Raw genomic sequence first — 17,825 nt, forward strand, 5'->3', positions numbered from 1 at the left:
CGTGGCGAGTACTGTTAGTGCAAATCTAGTATCTTTTTTTGGTATAATAAAATATACTGTAATATTTTTCATAAAAGTAAATACTCGCCTATTTGGATTAGCCAGCATCTTCACTGAAAATATTTGATTAGGCAATTTGAGCATTTTTCAATTGAACGAATATAATGTATTTATACAAATAAAAAATTACGTAAAACCGTAAAATTCTAAAAATAGGAAGCATATGGATTATAGGACGCGTTTAATTCTACAATCCATAAGCTAACCTAAGTCTAATTTTATCTCAATCCCTTAAACATCTGGTCTATCGCCTTCTTCTTCTGCTCTAAATTAGGATGCACGTATAAGTTTAAAGTAGTGGTAATATTAGAATGCCCCAGCAACACACTTACCGTTTTATAATCGCAATTACTTTCTATGCACCTGGTAGCGAAACTATGGCGCAAACCATGAAACTTTAACTCAGGCATATTTAACGATTTCATTAAGTTCTTATAATAGGCCCTGTAGGTGCGAGGTTCAGTTGGCTTTGCATCATTAGTGAGTACAAAAAACGAAGGATTTACAATCTTTTTAAAAGGTTTAAGCATTTTCAACAAATCCCTGCTCATTGGAATTTCCCTAATGGAGTTTTTGGTTTTCGGAGTATCTAATATGAGCTCTGTTTTACGTAGACCATCTTCTACCAGATAAATGCGCTGGATGGTTTTGCTCACATTGATTACACCATTTTCGGTGTCTATATCTTCCCAGGTTAGCGCACAAACTTCGCCGATACGTATACCTGAACTTAAGCAGATATAAACGCCTAAATTTCTGAAAGTAAAGTGCTCTTGAATATATAGCATCATCTTTTTCTGATTGGCTCGGCTTAATACTTCTATGTTATATTTCTCTCTATCCGTAGGAAACTGAATATCAAAAGGGAGGTGTGTTAGCCATTGATGCTTTGCACCAAACTTAAGCACCATTTTTAGTACAATTAAAATGTCTTTAATCGTTTTCTGACTTAAACCCTGTGCCAGTTTTTGCAATACAAAAGCCTGTACTTGTGCCTCTTCAATTAAGTTTTGTTCTCCAAAGCTGGGCAATAAATGGTTTTCGATAAGCAGTACGTAAGCCGAAAAACTCGATTTTTTGACATACTGTTTCTTGTCGGTTTTCCATAAGGCTACTACTTCTGCTAATGTTTTTTGTTCGTTCATTAAGGTTGATTTTAAGTTTTAAAATCAAAAGGTAATGAAATGATGTAATTTATGTACTGAGATTTGGGATTTATACGTATTTCAAATTTAGGAGTTTGGAAATTATTAGTTTTAGGTTCCTAATTTGAGATTTAAGGGGTTTGAGGGGGGATGGGAAGAGAGACAAATATCGGAAGTTGCTGAAATTGGAAGAGGTAAATCTAAGCATAGGCCCCGAGATGCAGAATTCTTATTTGGCGGAAAATATCCATTTATACAGACAGGAGATATTAGAAAAGCAAATTTATTTCTCACAGAATTTTCACAAACTTATTCAGAAGCTGGATTAAACCAAAGTAAGTTATAGCACGAAGACACTTTATGTATAACAATTGCGGCAAACATTGCCGAAACGGCTATCTTAAAAATAAAAGCCTGTTTTCCAGATAGTATTATTGGTTTAATTCCAAAAAAAAATGCAACAAGTGTCCTATTTGTAAAGCATCTGTTTGATAAATTTAAAATTGAAATACAAAAACTTTCACAAGGTGTTGCACAGGACAACTTAAATAAAGAGAAGTTATCAAAAATTGAATTTAGTTTTCCGAAAAAAGTTGAGCAAGATAAAATTTGTTCATTTCTATCAGTAATAGATTTTCGCATCCAAACCCAAAGCAAAATAATTGAGGAGCTGGAGTTATTAAAAAGTATCACTAGCACAAAGATTTTTACTCAAAAATTGAAATTAAAGGATAATTCTGGAAACACCTACCCTGATTGGCAAACTAAAATTCTAGGCGAAATTGGTCAAACATATAATGGTTTAACAGGTAAAACAAAAGAAGATTTCGGAGTTGGAAAACCATATATCCAATACAAACAGATTTTTGATCAATCAAAAATAGATATTTCAAGATGTGAATTAGTAACTATACATAATAATGAAACTCAGCCTAAAGTAAAAAAAGGAGACATATTTTTCACTATATCCTCAGAAACCCCAGACGAGATAGGAATGTCTTCGGTACTGTTAGAAGAAGTTGAGGAAGTTTATTTAAATAGCTTTTGTTTTGGATATAGGCCTAACTCTGAAGAAATTCTTTTACCTAGTTTTGCTAGATATTTATTTAGAAGTGATATTTTACGAAATGAAATTATAAAATTAGCACAAGGAAGTACTCGATATAATATGTCTAAAATAGGGTTAATGAAATTAAAAATTAAATTACCAAGCCAAGCAGAGCAATTTCAAATCGGCAGTTTTTTAACTGCTTTAGATAATAAAATAAGTATTGAACAAAACTTATTAGAGAAGTTAAAGAAACAAAAGCAATATTTACTATCAAACCTTTTTATATAAATAGATTTTCTAAAAGGTATTTCTTTTGATTTTCATATTTAAGAAGTAATTGTTTTTCTAATTCAATTTTCTCTTGAAGCTTATGTAAAAATTTGCCAATACACCTCTGTTCATCTAAAGATGGGATAGTAAGTTCAATATTGAAAAAATCAGCTAAACCAATATTCAATAAGCCATGGTTTCTAGCCCCTTCTTGAGCAATTTTCTCTAACTCTGAGTTTTGAATACCCCCTTCGAAAAGGTGTTCCATAAAATCAAGGTCTATATCAGAATTAAAATCAAAACAGATATATAATGTTGACACTACACCCTTCTCATAGTTTTTCAACCTTTTAATCGCACCCATTGGATATCCATTTGAATAGCTTTTATTATAAGCAAAATAGTTCTTGCTTAATAGAAAATATCCTGTCAGATCTTTAGCTGAAACAGATTTATTGAAAAAATCCAACTGGCTGATTAGTCCATATTGCGCGGAAATTGTTAATACATTTATGTTGTTTTCCTTGTTTTTGTTCGTAATTCTTGTCGCAATATCTCCTAATCTTTTTATTTCCCAATCAATAAAAGATTTACCAAAATTATCTTTAAATCTATATTTTTGAGTAAATAACCTTTTCCTCAAATTTTGCATTGAGGTTTCTAATCGTTGAATTATTTTGCTTTGGGTTCGAATTCTATTATCTAGTAATAATAGAAAAGTTGCTATTCTTTGTTGTTCATTATCATTAGGAATAAATAGTTTTTTTGATTTTATATCTGAGGATGATATTCCCTTAATAGATGTGCCTTGCAAACTAGAAGCAGAATTTTTCATCTCTACTGAAAGAAAATAAGATAGAAATAAACCGTTACACTTAAAGTTAACGATGTTAGTAAAATCTTGACTTGTACAAATACTTTCATGAGAATAGGCAACTTTACCAACTCCAACTCTTGAAACAATTAGTATTATTGGGGCTTTGCAGAGCTTTGTAGATGATTTGTTAATTGCTTCTTCTGTTATAAACCTAGAAACATTCATAGAATGGATGTTGTCTTCAACTAGATCTGAAGATGAAATCCATGGAATATCTCCATTCCAAAAATTGGAATTAGATGATGAAGGTGTACCTCCTCCAATAAAATCTCCTAAATCGGACAATGTTCTTTGTTCCCATTCCTCCTCAAACCCCTTAAATCTCAAATTAGGAACTCTACGAACTTCTTCTTTCTTAGTCATTTTCTCGATTATTTAATTGAAACTATTGCTAACATTAAGGATTTAAATAATTAAAAAACTAGCCCTAGTTCTTTAAAATAAACTTCAATCTCCTTATCGAGTTCGGCTCTTTTGGCTTCCAGTTCCCTAATCTCCTGCATCACTGCCTGGATATCTATTTCTTCCTCTTCTTCAAAAGTGTCTACATAGCGAGGAATGTTCAGGTTATAATCGTTGTCAGCAATTTCTTGTAATGGCGCCCGGTAGCTGTATTTTTCAGTTACCGTTCTATTTCGGTAGGTTTCTACAATCTGGTCTATATGCTCTTCTCGTAAAATATTTTGCGTTTTTACTTTCTCAAAACCTTTACTGGCATCAATAAATAAAACATCTTCCGGGTTTTCCTTACATTTTTTAAACACCAAAATACAGGTAGGTATGCTGGTACCATAGAAAATATTTGCTGGCAAACCAATTACAGCATCTAAATAGTTTTTTTGTTCAATTAAATATTTACGAATGTGAAGTTCGGCTCCGCCCCTAAACAAAACCCCATGAGGCAAAACAATAGCCATAATGCCATTTTCTGCCAGATGATAAATCATGTGTTGCACAAAAGCAAAATCAGCTTTGCTACCTGGCGCCAATTTCCCATACTGACTAAAACGGTCATCGCTTAGGTGCAATGGATTTGCACTCCATTGGGCAGAAAATGGCGGATTAGCCACAATAGCTTCAAAAGTTTGACTACCATGCTGAGGGCGTTCTAAGGTATCTTCTTGTTTAATATCAAATTTGCGGTAATGGATACCATGCAAAATCATATTCATACGAGCCAGGTTATAAGTAGTTCGGTTCATCTCCTGTCCGTAAAAATCACCTACATCTTTTACCTCTCTGGCTACCCGCAACAATAGAGATCCGGAGCCACAAGTTGGATCATATACAGATTTTAGCTTATGCTTACCAGTGGTAACCAGTTTTGCTAAGATCTTGGAAACTTCCTGAGGAGTATAAAATTCGCCAGCCTTCTTCCCTGCTCCACTGGCAAATTGGCCAATTAAGTATTCATAAGCATCACCTAAAACATCTAATTCGGAATTCTTAAGCTTAAAATCAATTTTATCTAGATGCGCTAAAACTTTGGCAATAATATCGTTCCTCGCATCCGGCGTTTTACCCAGCTTCGTACTGTTTAAGTCCATATCCTCAAAAAGATTATCAAAATCTTCTTCACTTTCGGTTCCCATAGTACTTAACTGGATATTGGTCAGGATTTTTTGTAAATCACCAAGAATGAAGTTAGTGCTCGTTTGATCGCTAGTTGCTTTATCATCGCTATTATTACCTCTTAATGCTACTGCCGAAAATAACTCTTGTGGTTTTAAAAAGTATCCTAATTTTTCAAGTGAGGCTTCTTTTATGGCTTCAAGAATTTCATCATTCTTTGTGTTACCACTCTTTATGCTACTAAACGAAATTTTATCTTGTGCTAAAATATCATTAGCAAATAGCTCCATTTTTTCGCTCAGGTATTTATAGAAAATAAATCCCAAAATATAATCCCGAAATTCATCCGCATTCATTTTGCCACGCAAAGTGTTGGCAATATTCCAAAGTTGTTGTTCTAATTGCTTTTTCTGATCTTCAGACATGGTTATTGGTATGAGGGTTAGTGGGGTGTAAAACTATCAAAAGTTTTTATTCCTCAATGTAATGAATTGAGATTTATAATTAATGATTTTCCAGACATCCCGTCCGAAAAATCATTAACACTAGCACTCAGGCAGAGAAAGCAAATTATTAATTGTAGTGCTGTCAGCTTCAGTTTTTAAATACTTTGTTCCTGAAGCCGTTTCAGCGGTAATTACTTTTACTTTGTTACCATTTTTCTCTACATAGCCATAACCGCCATCATTCTTTATCCAATTGTAAATTTCCAGTCTTGTATTTTTTCCTTTTGAGTTATCGGCGTCATTTATCCATCCTAGATGGGTAATAGCCAAATTTGGGTTTTCATGATTCCCATTGTCTTTGTTGATGCATGTGATTTTAATTGCCATAAGATTTGGTTTTAAATTTAATTGTACCAAACCTATTTAATGCGATACACAATTTTATACGGTTAACCGTAAACATAAAAAGAATGGCTTAAATGTGTGATTCAGACTTCCAACTCAACCTTCCTCTACCGCCCAGCTTAACTTATCCACTTGCTCCGTTACCTCCTTTTCCACTTTAGGTTGCGCCACAAAATTGACGATTACCCCATCCTTTACATGCAGGGCGTGAATAATTTTACAGGCATAATAACGCCGGTCGGCAAAGCGGGCCGTACCGGTAAAAAATGAAATGCCCATGGCGAAGATTAAAGCTTTATCGCCATTGTGATCCAGGTGTAAGGCTAAGGCTGTTTTCGAAAAAAGGCTGTTGCTTAAAGGTATCACCAGGTCATTTACTTCAATAATTTCGTAGCCGCCCTGATCATCCAGTTCGAAATGAAAGCCCATCACCTGCAAACGTGCTTCGGTAGCCTTAGGATGCGGTTTCAGGAGAGATTTAAGTTTGCACTCAGGCAGAATAAGTTTTACTAATCCATCGGGTTCTATGCACAAAACCGTTTCGCGAAGCCACAACTTTTCCAGGGCTTTGCTGCTGTTAAATTCGAACCCCTTAAGCAAAGGGATGTCACCATCAATCAATTTTTTATTTCCTGCCTGTTCAGCCGGGATGGTTTTAAAAATTTCGATAAAACGTTTGTTCAGGCGGTTCAGGAGATCGCCATAATCATAAAGCTTCACCAGCGGTGCAAATGCTTTCCGGATGTAGGCGGCATTTCTGCTGGCCGTGCCAAAATCGCGACTGCTTTTTTTGCTCGCTTCGGTTTGCTGTTTGTGGACAGCTTTTTGTCTGACAACATCCGTATTTCCGCGTTTGTAAAACACAAGATCGCCCAGTTGTCCATTAATTTTAATAATTCCATTCTGGCTAGCCATAATTTTAGTATATTAGGTTAAACAAAAGGGATGATCACTCAATTTAATCAATCTGATTTAAAAATCCCAAAAAAAAATATTCCAAAGCCCACCTTTACGCCACATTTACCCCACGTTTAAGCCACCTTCCGGCCAGGCTTGCTTGTGCCCTGCTGTACACTAACTTGCCCACTGCTTCGGGCTTGCTTTAGTTGAAACAGAGCCATGTTGAAGATGAGCGTTATCAAAGGCTTGCATCGCTTTCGGTTGGCGGGTTAACATGAGGTAAATAAAAGGTAAAGAGAAACCTATTTTAGGGTTATTTTGGTCCACAGCGATGTCGGTATTAGGGCATGGAGATTAGCTTACAAAACTCGCGAATATTTAGGAGCTCAGGTCTTATGGTTCCCGCCTGTGCGGTAATAGCGACCGTATTAGAAGTCCAAAGATCTCTCCACTACGGTCGAGATGACGATCCAGCGTGCCCCTCATAGTTTCATAGGAATAAATTTACGGATGCCTGTCTATACATCATGCGATCTGCACCTCGCTATACGGCCTGGCAGATAGCGAGTGCTTTAAGATTCCCGCATGCGCGGGAAAGACGACCGTATTAGAAAGTTCAAAGATCTCTCCGCTACGGTTGAGATGACGATCCAGCGTGCCCCCTCATAGTTTCAGAGGAATAAATCTACTGATGCCTGTCTATACATCATGCGATCTGCACCTCGCTATACGGCCTGGCAGATTTCCGCCGGAAAAAGCACGGAAATCTTTGCAGTTCCCCCTCATAAACCCACAGCCTAAGGCAGGATCAAAGCGGGAGCGATGGGATAAGCAAGGGTAAAAGCCTCGATGCTGCCGCAATCAAGATTTTCGTAGGTTTTTACAAGGAATTGCGCAGCAATCTTTTATACCTATAAAAACAACATTATCAGATAAAAAACGATGCAAGCCTTGGGTTTTTGTTTCTTTTGGGCCAAGCCAACCTGCGAAGCAAGCTTGAAGGCCTATAAAAAACATATACACAACTGAAAAAAGAAAGAGCCTCTCAGTGGCGACGAACCGAGGCAAGACTGAGCGAAGGGCAAACTTTTTAGGTAGTGAGTAAACACAAACAAGTGCGAAGCACTTACAGATCCTTCGTACCTCAGGATGACAGAACAACACAGTGATTGTGGTATAAATCGCAGATTACCCGTAGTAGTAAGATTGCTTCCTCGGCTGAAAAAGCCTCATCGCAATGACGGATTGATCGAAATAAAAATTACGCGTAATATTCCCCTGCTCCATGCTATCCGGCCTAGGAAATGATGGAAAGATCCTTCGACTACGCTCAGGATGACAAAAACCGAAGGAAAATACAAGGGGGGATGAATTGATCGCGATTGAAATAACGCGATAAATCCGCTGCACTATGCTATCTGCTCCATGCTATCCGGCCTGGCAGATTTTCGCCGGAAAAAGCACGGAAATCTTTGCACTTCCTATCATTACCTCACAACCCAAGGCAGGATCAAAGCGGGAGCGGTAGGAATAAGCAAGGCTAAGAGCCTCGATGCTGCCGCAATCAAGATTTCCGTAGGTTTTTACAAGAAAGGATGCAAGCCTTGATTTTTGGTTACCTTTTTATCAAGAAAAAGGTAAGAGCCCTTCGGTGGCGAGCCGAGGCAAGCCCGAGCGAAAGGGCAAGAATAGCGACCGCTTTAAGATTAGCTTCGCTGAGCACTTCGTGGTTCCCGCCTGCACGGGATCCGATAGCTATCGGATGACGATCGTATTACACCTCCTTTCAACCTACCACTTTTTTCAGTTGGATAGCGGATATTGAATTCAGATGATGAATTAATACCTGGCTTTTAATATTTTTACGGCATCTAAATACACCATGTTCAAACTTATTTTCAACACTTATAAAACATCATTCAGCGGATTAAGCAAGGAAACCTGGCTTTTGAGCATTGTAATGATGTTTAACAGATGTGGGAGCATGGCTGTTCCTTTTATGGGCTTGTACGTTACCCAAAGTTTACATCGCTCAGAAATGGACGCTGGTTTAATCATTACCTTATTTGGCGTAGGTTCAATTCTGGGTTCTGCAACAGGAGGAAAACTGACCGATATGATTGGTTTCAGGCCGGTACAAATTTTATCATCAATTATCGGCGGACTGTTTTTCATCTTTTTCTCAACCATTACACATTTCTCTACACTTTGCGTTTTGGCAGTTGTCATCAGCTTTTTTTCAGAAGCTTTTAGGCCTGCAAATTTTACAGCGGTGGCCCATTACGCAAAGGAAGGAACCATTACCCGCTCCTATTCGCTCAACAGGCTGGCTGTAAATATCGGCTGGTCGGTCGGGATTAGCTTAGCGGGGATTATAGCATCATTTAATTACCGGCTTCTATTTATTGTTGAAGGTGGTGTAAGTATTATTGTTGGCATTTTAATTTTATTGTTTTTGCCACAGGTGAAGGGTTTTATCCAGAAGGCAAAAGAAAATGCTATCAACATGGTTATTATGAAACCCTGGAAAGATATTTTTTACGTGAAATTTATTTTGCTAACCACTGTTTTTATCACCTGCGCTTTCCTGATGTTCAGGGTTGTACCGGTATTTTTTAAAGAGCAATGGCACATCAATGAATTTGCTATTGGCATCATTATCGGTATTAACGGGTCGGTTATCGCCTTGTTTGAGATGATTATGATTAATAAAATAGAAGCCAAAAGATCGCCGATGTTTTTCATTATCATTGGTGCCGTATTATTTTCGATATCATATATCTTGCTGAGTGCTCCGCTTAGCTATCATCTGGTTGCAGCAGTTGTTGTCATAATCATATTCACCGGTGGAGAAATGTTTTCACTACCATTCATTAATACAATTGTAATTAGCAGAAGTAATGAACATAACAGAGGGCTATATGCGGCCGGCTATACTTTAAGTTGGTCATGCGCCCAGGTTATCGGACCTTTGTTTGGCTTTTTTGTTGCCAAAAATTTTGGTTACAACTGGCTCTGGTTCGGATTGGCCTGCATGCTTTTATTATGTGCCTGGGGGTTTAATACACTTGATAAAAGACAGGCAAAAACTGTTTTACAAAAAACTGAAGCTCAGCTGGAAATTGAATAAAATCTCCAGCCGAACAGTGTTTATTTTACTTTCTGTGCTTTTACACCTTCGTTGGTAATTTTTACAGGTAAAATCATACCATCTGCATCAAATTTCATTTCATCAATGCAGGTAACACGATGATTGCCATCGGTTTCGGTTAAAGGCCTGCGGTGATATACAATATAATAGGCTCCTTTTTTCTCGTTGATAATTACGGAATGATGGCCTGCACCGGTTGCAATTGCAGCATCTTGCTTTAATATTTTACCTACCCTTTTAAACGGACCGAAAGGTGAATCGCCAACGGCATAAGCTACTGAATAGTCTGGACCAGTCCAGCCGCCTTCGCTCCACATAAAATAATATTTACCATTCCTGATGAACATATATGGGCCTTCTACATAATTATCGGGGGTTATTTCTTTAAAAGTGGTACCATCTTCGAAAGGTAAAAAGCCTGTAAAATCTTTATTCAATTTAGCAATATTACAGTGTTTCCAGCCACCATAAATTAAATAATACTGGCCATCTTTATCCTTAAACACAAACTGATCTATCGGTTGCGCACCGTTATGAAATTTATCTACCAAAGGTTTTCCGAGGTGGTCTTTATACGGGCCTTCTGGTTTATCGGCAACGGCTACCCCTATCCCGCCAATTTCTTTATCGCTTTGAATATCGTTAGCACCGAAAAACAAATAGTATCTCTTGTCTTTTTGAACAATGGCTGGTGCCCATATCGCTTTGTTGGCCCATTTTACAGCAGCAGTATCTAAAATATGCGGGTGTTTTTTCCATTTCACCAAATCGTCAGACGAAAAGGCATCCAAAAATACCTGCTCTTTGTATCTGGCAGAATAGGTTGGATAAACCCAGTACTTATTGTTAAAAATAGCCGCATCAGGGTCTGCATACCAACCCTGAAATATTGGATTTCCAGACTGATTAATCGTTTTAGTATTCTGAGCAAAAGAAGTGAGCCCGGATAAAAGTAAAAGAGATGAGAATAGATATTTCATGGCAGCAATTTAGAAAAAAATCTGTGTTTTAAAAATTAACAGCGCAGTTTAACGATCAGAAAGGTCTTCGACTCCGCTACCATTGACAGGACACCAATACAATGGTCGTCATCTCGACTGTAGCGCAGTCCCGACGTTAAGTCGGGAGAGAGATCTATTTAGTTAGATTTAGCTTCGCTGAGCACTGCATGGTTCTCGACTGCGTTGCACTCCGCTTGAAATGACGGCAACTGGAAGGATTTTTATTCTTAGATTAATGCTTTCATTTATATTGATTTTATACAATAAATTACCCCCAAGAATGACAAAAAATTAAATTTATTGAGTTGTTTTGGAAAGCAAAACTTGTAGTAGTTGGGTCAAAGCAGCCCTGCCCTTCGTTCCAAATCCTCGCCCTCATGCTTCGGCCTGCGGGTTTTTCACTACGGTCAGGTTTAGGTGGCAAGGTAAACCGTACTATCTGGAGCTGTAAGATGCATAATTAATGCCATGGCTGGAACAGCTATGCTCTGGAAAACAGGCCACTGTTAAATAAACCCTACAATAGCGAAAATACCTTTGTTGCACTACCGCCAAACTGAGCTGTCATGCTGAGGCACGAAGCATCTGCAAGCGATGAAAAAGATGCTTCGTGCCTCAGCATGACAGTAGTGTGAAAAATTTAAGCGGATGGTGGGACGAAAGCACCGATGAAACACAGACCGCTCATTTTCAAAAAAAACACCCTTTTAATAAATTAGGCAAGGATGGTCTTCGACTCCGCTCAGACTGAGATACGACTACGCTCAAACTAACCATAAAAATGAAATTTATTGAGTTGTTTTGGAAAGCAAAACCTCCAGCATTTCGGTTAAACCTGCCCTGCCCTTCGTTGCAAATCCTCACCCTCATGCTTCGGCCTGCGGGTTTTACACTACGGTCAGGTTTAAGTGGCTAAGCTGGTAGTACCATTTAAAGTTTTTATAGCGGATGCAGGAACAAGGCTTTGCTTCGAAGAACGAACCGCAGTTAAATAAACCCGACAGAGCTAAATAGCCCGGAATGGAGCACAGCGAAATGAGGACTATAAGCGATGGCGGGACGAAAGTACCTATGAAAAACAGAATGATCGTTTTCAAAAAAATCGTCACCTCGACTAAAGTTTGGCGAAATGGAGAGATCTGCTGAAAATAGATTTCTCGACTGCGTTGCACTCCGCTCGAAATGACGATCTGTTGCTTATTTACTCAATTCTGCAAAATATTTATGGAATAACGGCAAAGTTTCTATTCCTTTATAATAATTGTAAATATCATATTTCTCATTTGGAGAGTGCAATGCATCGCTATCTAAACCGAAGCCAAAAAGCACCGATTTAATGCCCAGTACATCTTCAAACAAGGCCACGATAGGAATACTGCCACCACCGCGTGTTGGAATAGCTTTTTTACCAAAACTATCTTCAATCGCTTTTTCGGCTGCCTGGTATGCAATACTATCAGTTGGGGTTACTACAGGTTCGCCACCGTGGTGAGGCGTAACTTTAACCTTAACATTTTTAGGTGCTATACTTTCGAAATGTTTGGTAAAAATCTCAGCAATTTCTTCTGAGCTTTGGTGTGGAACCAAACGCATAGAAATTTTTGCATTGGCTTTACTAGGCAAAACTGTTTTTGCACCCTCTCCAATATAACCACTCCAAATTCCGTTTACTTCTAAAGTTGGGCGGGTACCTGTACGCTCCAGGGTCGAATAACCTTTCTCCCCCCAAACTTCTTCTATATCTAAATCCTTTTTGTATTCTGCTTCATCGTAAGGTGCAGAATTTAATGCTTTTTTCTCCTCATCTGTTAATTCGAGCACTTTATCATAAAAAGCAGGGATAGTGATGTGGTTATTTTCGTCGTGTAATGAAGCAATCATTTTACAAAGAATAGTTGCCGGATTAGCCACTGCCCCGCCGTAAACTCCAGAGTGTAAATCGCGGTTCGGACCAACTACTTCAACTTCCATATAAGCTAAACCACGTAAGCCAGTTTCAATTGATGGATGTTCCATACTAATCATCGAAGTATCAGAAATCAAAACTACATCGGCTTTTAAACGCTCGGTATTTGCATTTACAAAAATACCAAGATTAGCAGACCCTACTTCCTCTTCACCTTCAATCATGAATTTAACATTACAAGCCAAAGTATTGGTTTGCATCATCAGTTCGAAAGCTTTTACGTGCATATAAAATTGTCCTTTATCATCACAGGCACCACGGGCGTAAATTTTGCCATCGCGTACCGTAGGCTCAAAAGGTGGTGTATGCCAAAGTTCTAAGGGATCTGCTGGCTGAACATCGTAATGACCGTATATTAAAACCGTTGGTAAAGAAGCATCTATAATTTTTTCACCATAAACAATGGGATATCCTGCAGTTGGGCAAATTTCCACCTGATCTGCACCTGCGTCTTTTAATTTCTGGGCAACATAATCAGCTGTTTTTAAAACATCGCCTTTGTATTTCGGATCAGCACTAACCGATGGAAAACGCAATAACTCAAACAACTCATCTAAAAAACGTTGTTTGTGCGTTTCTACATAATTTTTAATCTCTTGCATAACAAAATGAATTTGGACAAATATAGGCTTTACCAGATAAAAGGCGCAGTAAACGATTAAATTATCACCTTGTTAAGCATAAAACTTTGCTTATACATGGTTACTGTGTTTAATTATTCTAAACTCAAAACCTTTGTGTTGTTTTAAAACGTAAAAAACGTCTTTTAAGAGCTACAAAAAATAATTTAATGTTTGTAAAAAAGAATAGTACGGTATTTTTTATGTTTACTTTTTTGTAAATTGCGCCATTAAACGATGTCCTTAAATCCTGTACGAAAGAATTTTAACAATGAAGTTTAGCGCAAAAGTATTTTTATCTCTGCTGCTGCTTTTCGTTGTCCGCATTTCTTCTTTCGCTCAGGGAACACCTCCCCCTAATCGCGTAAGTTGCCCGGAAGCAGCCCAATATTATTCGAAAGACAGTATAAATATTGTAACTTTTGGAGCCAGCACAGTTGAAGGCGTTAACGGTTTTGGTTTTCAAACCATGCTTAAGAACAATTTTACAAATTGTTATACGAACAAAATCGTGGATATAACCAATCATGGCATTGGTGGACAGACTACTTTTCAGGGTTTACTCAGAATTGATAAGGCAATAGCCAACAGAACAGGTTTTATTGTAATTAATATGGGCATTAATGATGCTGTCGCAATGAATGCTGGCAAAGGAAGTATAGCTGAAACGGTTGCCAACATGCGGGTTTTGATTACTACAAGCCTTAAACAGAAATTAGTCCCAATTTTATGTACGCTCCAGTTTGTTGATGACAGAAACATTAAAAGTTATGTTGCGGTAAATACCAACATCAGGAACCTGAATACAGCTTACAGAAAATTAGCTGCTGAGTATAAATTATATTTAGCTGATGTAAATGCGGCCATGAGACGCGATTTTTCACTTTATCAGGATCCCTTCCATCCAAATGCACGCGGTTACAGGTTGGTGAGCTACGTTATTTTCGATGCTATAAATAAAGCAATTTTTGATAACTTCCTGAAGTTTACCGTTACTCAGAATTACCCGAATCCTGCCGCCATGCAAACATTTATTGATATCGTTTTGCCGGAAACGGATAAAATTAACATCCAGGTTTACGATTTAATGGGCCGGTTGGTTAAAACAGTAGTGAACGAATACCTGAACATAGGAAAACACACCTTAGAAGTCAACACCTCTACCTTTGTTCCCGGCATTTATTTCTTCAAAATTTCTTCCGATTCCGGTCAATATAATTCTGCAAAAAAGTTTATTGTAGCGAGGTAACAAAAGATTTAAACATTAGTCTATTTATAGATGAATATGTTTTATACCTTTAGCTATGACCACAGAGACCTCTTTCACTAATGAAGTTATTGATCTCGATCTTCTTCCAAAATATGAAGATATTCAATTAAGCCAGCCACATCCCCATTATTGGAAAATCATTTGTATTAACTTATTGATCTTTTTTGGCCTGCTTGGAATAACTATTGGTATTCTTCTATTCTTTGTTGATGAAATAAGACCAAATTCAAAATGGATGATTCCAGTTTATTTAGCTTTGTTAGCCATCTTCTTTCTACTCTTTCGCATTAGTTTTAAGAAACGGGGCTATGCTATCCGTACGCATGACGTAATATATAAAAGTGGAGTTATTGCCGAATCTACAACTATTGTTCCTTTAAACAGGATTCAGCATATTGAATTAAATGAAGGGATTTTTTCCAGAATATACAAACTGGGATCATTGCAGCTATTTACCGCAGGTGGTCAAACGGGGCATATCCATATTTCGGGCATTGCCATTGATGATGCCAGGCGTATTAGGGATCTTCTTTTGAAAAAACTAGAACTGCCTGAAAATCCAACAACAGAATTGAATGCCAATGAATAACGATTTTAGTAAACCGCAGCGCGAATCGGCTTTTGGTATCATCGTAATGGGTGCTCATACCATGCTAAAAATTGGTAAGGCGAGTTTTTTCTTATTCATTATTGCTTTCGTAAAGATGTCGGGCACCTCTTTTACCTACCTGATATCAGGCATTTCGGCGATAATCATATTCAGTTTTATATTTGCTTATTTGTGGTATTTAAAATTCACGTTCTTTCTGGATAAAGAAAAGCAGGAGTTTGTGGTGAATAAGGGAATCTTCAATCGCGATCAGGTCATTATTCAGCTCGATAAAATACAGCAGGTTAACATTAACCAGAATATTCTGCAGAAAATTATCGGCGTTTATGGATTAAAAATCGACACTGCTGGTGCGCATGGAGAAGAAGTAAGTATAAAAGCCATTGATGAAACTGCTGCTTACAACCTTCAGGCGCATCTACTGAACAGAAAGGCTGTGGATGGAGTGCAACCGGAAGCGATACATGAAAATGATCTGACTGAAGAAACACCATTTTTAAGGATCAGTGGCTTTACCCTATTTAAAGTTGGTTTAACTTCTAATTACGGACAAAGTTTAGCTTTACTTGCCGCTTTTTTTTACACGGTTATTTATGAAGGCCGGCAATTGCTGGATGCCTTTAAGATCAACAGAGATGAAATTCAGAATATGGTAACTGGAATGCTGACCATTGTTACGGTTTTTATCTTAATTGCATGCCTTTTGATTGTATTGTTAATTATTAACCTGGTTAGAACCTTTTATAAGTATTTCGAGCTCGAAATTAGCGAGCATAACAATACACTTTTGCTCTCATCAGGGCTGATTGCAAAGAAAAACACGCTGATTAGCCCTAATAAAGTCCAGATTACCAAATACAGCCAGAATTACTTCCAGAAAAAGATGAATATGCTGAATATGAGTTTAAAGCAGGCTCATTTTGGTGAAAGTAAAAAAGGACATGAAATGCAGGGAAACACCTTAGAAATTCCGGGATGCAATCCCATCGAGAGAGATGAATTGTTAAAAATGATATTAGGTAAGGCGCCATTAAAGCGAAAAACCTTTGTTCCAGACTGGCGTTTTTTAAACCTGCCAGTTTTCTTCAAACTGATTCTACCCGTTTCAATCTTTTTGATCCTGGCTTTTAATATCCCGGAGGTGAAACCTTTTATTGGTATCGCAATTGCATACTTCGTTGCAGGTGTGCTCATGATTTATATCAGCTACCGCCGGCACCGGATTTCAGTAAGTCAGGATTTCATCATCAAAACCAGCGGAATTTGGGATATTTCTGATGAAATTGTAGTGCCAAATAAGATTCAGGCAATTACTACTTTTCAATACCCCTGGCATAAAGGAGTGGATGTTGGCCACCTTACTTTACATACCGCTGCAGGTCAGATTCACTTCAAATATGGCAATTATACCGAAATTAAGCAGCTCGTAAATTATTGGTTATATCAGTTAGAGCATAAAAATGAGAATTGGATGTAGCCAAACAGTTGTCCGGCCGCTAAACCGAACAACTGTTATCCTTTAATTAGCCATGATATGCTGCAGCAAAATCTCTGGCAAAATCTTCAAGCTTAATGTTACCTAAAACGGGTCTGTTTTTATAATAATCTACAAAAAGTTTTTTGCTTCTGATCGCATCGCCCATTTCTACATAGTTTTTGGCTATTTCTTCAGGCAAACCTGCGCCTACCATTCCGTTAAATGCATCTTCATCGCTAAATTCAATCCAAGGTAATTCTGGCTTACCTACGGCAGTGCCTAATGCTTTTGCAACATCAGCCGGCGTACTTTCATCATCACTGGCTACATATTGTACAGTTTTGCCTTTAAAATTGCTTTCCAATACTTCGGCGGCTACCGCTGCAATATTACGGGGATGCACCAAAACAAGTTTGGCATCAGCACCGAAATTAGATCCCAATATGTGGGCATGTTTAACCATATCGACGTTGGCTAAAAAGTTGATATAGAAATAACCGGCACGCAAATGTTTTACATCTACCCCATTTAATTCGGAAAAAATATTTTCTACATCATGTAATCCGGCAATCGGGCCAGTTCCATCAGGCAAATCTGCACCTACACTACTTAAATTCACTACTTTTTTAACCCCTGATTCTTTTATGGCAGCAGCATAATTTTCGCCGATACTTTTAATATATTCCCTGAATTTTGGTGCTGTAAAATCTGGTGGAACCATCGTGTAAATGGCATCAGCACCGGTAAATGCATTTGTTAAAAATTTAGTATCGCTCACATTACCAATTAAGGGTATTGCGCCAAGCGATTTAATTTCTTCTGCCCTGTCAGCGTTACTGCTAATCACTTTCACTTCATGGCCTTTGGCTACCAATATTTCGGCTAGCGGCTTTGTAATGTTTCCTATTGATCCTGTTAATGTTATTTTCATGATTTTTTGTTTTTAAATATTGAATACAAAGCTATATTTGTACTTACTTTTATACAAGTACTTACTCCAAAGT

Annotated in this window: 13 protein-coding genes and 1 pseudogene; 6 read left to right on the plus strand and 8 right to left on the minus strand. The window is 37.7% G+C overall.

Annotated features, from left to right (window positions below):
* Positions 1-278 precede the first annotated feature (278 nt).
* The gene (locus BCL90_RS20410; RefSeq protein ID WP_121286666.1) at positions 279-1,205 is read right to left on the minus strand and encodes a tyrosine-type recombinase/integrase; all 927 of its coding nucleotides are present in this window, start codon (positions 1,203-1,205) and stop codon (positions 279-281) included.
* Positions 1,206-1,329: 124 nt separating this feature from the next.
* On the opposite strand from BCL90_RS20410, the pseudogene BCL90_RS26280 reads away from it, so the two are divergent.
* Both BCL90_RS26280 and BCL90_RS20420 read left to right on the plus strand, forming a co-directional pair.
* Positions 1,330-1,869: pseudogene (locus BCL90_RS26280) on the plus strand (restriction endonuclease subunit S); the annotation flags it as partial.
* A gap of 54 nt (positions 1,870-1,923) precedes the next feature.
* A complete protein-coding gene (locus BCL90_RS20420) occupies positions 1,924-2,544 on the plus strand; it encodes a restriction endonuclease subunit S (RefSeq protein ID WP_208529948.1) in 621 nt (206 codons plus the stop codon).
* Here the strand turns inward: BCL90_RS20420 and BCL90_RS20425 are convergent.
* The 4 genes from BCL90_RS20425 to BCL90_RS20440 form a co-directional block, all read right to left on the minus strand.
* Entirely contained in the window at positions 2,537-3,766 is a 1,230-nt protein-coding gene (locus BCL90_RS20425; RefSeq protein WP_121286668.1) for a restriction endonuclease subunit S, read from the minus strand. The genes BCL90_RS20420 and BCL90_RS20425 overlap by 8 nt on opposite strands.
* Positions 3,767-3,816: 50 nt before the next feature.
* A complete protein-coding gene (locus BCL90_RS20430; protein ID WP_121286671.1) occupies positions 3,817-5,400 on the minus strand; it encodes a type I restriction-modification system subunit M in 1,584 nt (527 codons plus the stop codon).
* Between the two features lie 120 nt (positions 5,401-5,520).
* Positions 5,521-5,808: a DUF3892 domain-containing protein gene (locus BCL90_RS20435; protein ID WP_121286674.1), complete on the minus strand. Its 288-nt coding sequence runs from the start codon at positions 5,806-5,808 to the stop codon at positions 5,521-5,523.
* A 114-nt stretch (positions 5,809-5,922) separates the two neighbouring features.
* A complete protein-coding gene (locus BCL90_RS20440; RefSeq protein ID WP_121286677.1) occupies positions 5,923-6,741 on the minus strand; it encodes a hypothetical protein in 819 nt (272 codons plus the stop codon).
* Positions 6,742-8,608: 1,867 nt separating this feature from the next.
* On the opposite strand from BCL90_RS20440, the gene BCL90_RS20445 reads away from it, so the two are divergent.
* Entirely contained in the window at positions 8,609-9,856 is a 1,248-nt protein-coding gene (locus BCL90_RS20445) for an MFS transporter (protein WP_121286680.1), read from the plus strand.
* 20 nt (positions 9,857-9,876) lie between these two features.
* On the opposite strand, the gene BCL90_RS20450 is transcribed toward BCL90_RS20445, so the two are convergent.
* Positions 9,877-10,857 carry a glycoside hydrolase family 43 protein gene (locus BCL90_RS20450; RefSeq protein WP_121286683.1) on the minus strand — a complete coding sequence of 327 codons (981 nt, stop codon included), beginning with the start codon at positions 10,855-10,857 and terminating at the stop codon, positions 9,877-9,879.
* Between the two features lie 1,218 nt (positions 10,858-12,075).
* Entirely contained in the window at positions 12,076-13,446 is a 1,371-nt protein-coding gene (locus BCL90_RS20455; protein WP_057933422.1) for a dipeptidase, read from the minus strand.
* Positions 13,447-13,735: 289 nt separating this feature from the next.
* Between BCL90_RS20455 and BCL90_RS20460 the strand changes: the two genes are divergently transcribed.
* Genes BCL90_RS20460 through BCL90_RS20470 form a run of 3 tightly spaced genes read left to right on the plus strand, consistent with a single transcriptional unit; the run spans position 13,736 to position 16,821 of the window.
* Positions 13,736-14,713, plus strand: coding sequence for an SGNH/GDSL hydrolase family protein (locus tag BCL90_RS20460; protein ID WP_121286685.1), 978 nt, complete (start codon positions 13,736-13,738; stop codon positions 14,711-14,713).
* Between the two features lie 55 nt (positions 14,714-14,768).
* Complete coding sequence (locus BCL90_RS20465; protein ID WP_121286688.1) at positions 14,769-15,323, plus strand: PH domain-containing protein; 555 nt, start codon at positions 14,769-14,771, stop codon at positions 15,321-15,323.
* A complete protein-coding gene (locus tag BCL90_RS20470; RefSeq protein ID WP_166792245.1) occupies positions 15,316-16,821 on the plus strand; it encodes a PH domain-containing protein in 1,506 nt (501 codons plus the stop codon). Before BCL90_RS20465 ends, BCL90_RS20470 begins: the two co-directional genes overlap by 8 nt.
* A gap of 46 nt (positions 16,822-16,867) precedes the next feature.
* Here BCL90_RS20470 and BCL90_RS20475 read toward each other — a convergent pair whose 3' ends face one another.
* Complete coding sequence (locus BCL90_RS20475) at positions 16,868-17,752, minus strand: NmrA family NAD(P)-binding protein (RefSeq protein ID WP_121286694.1); 885 nt, start codon at positions 17,750-17,752, stop codon at positions 16,868-16,870.
* Positions 17,753-17,825: the final 73 nt, after the last annotated feature.

The sequence above is a fragment of the Pedobacter alluvionis genome, from assembly GCF_003664035.1.
Taxonomy (GTDB): Bacteria; Bacteroidota; Bacteroidia; order Sphingobacteriales; family Sphingobacteriaceae; genus Pedobacter; species Pedobacter alluvionis.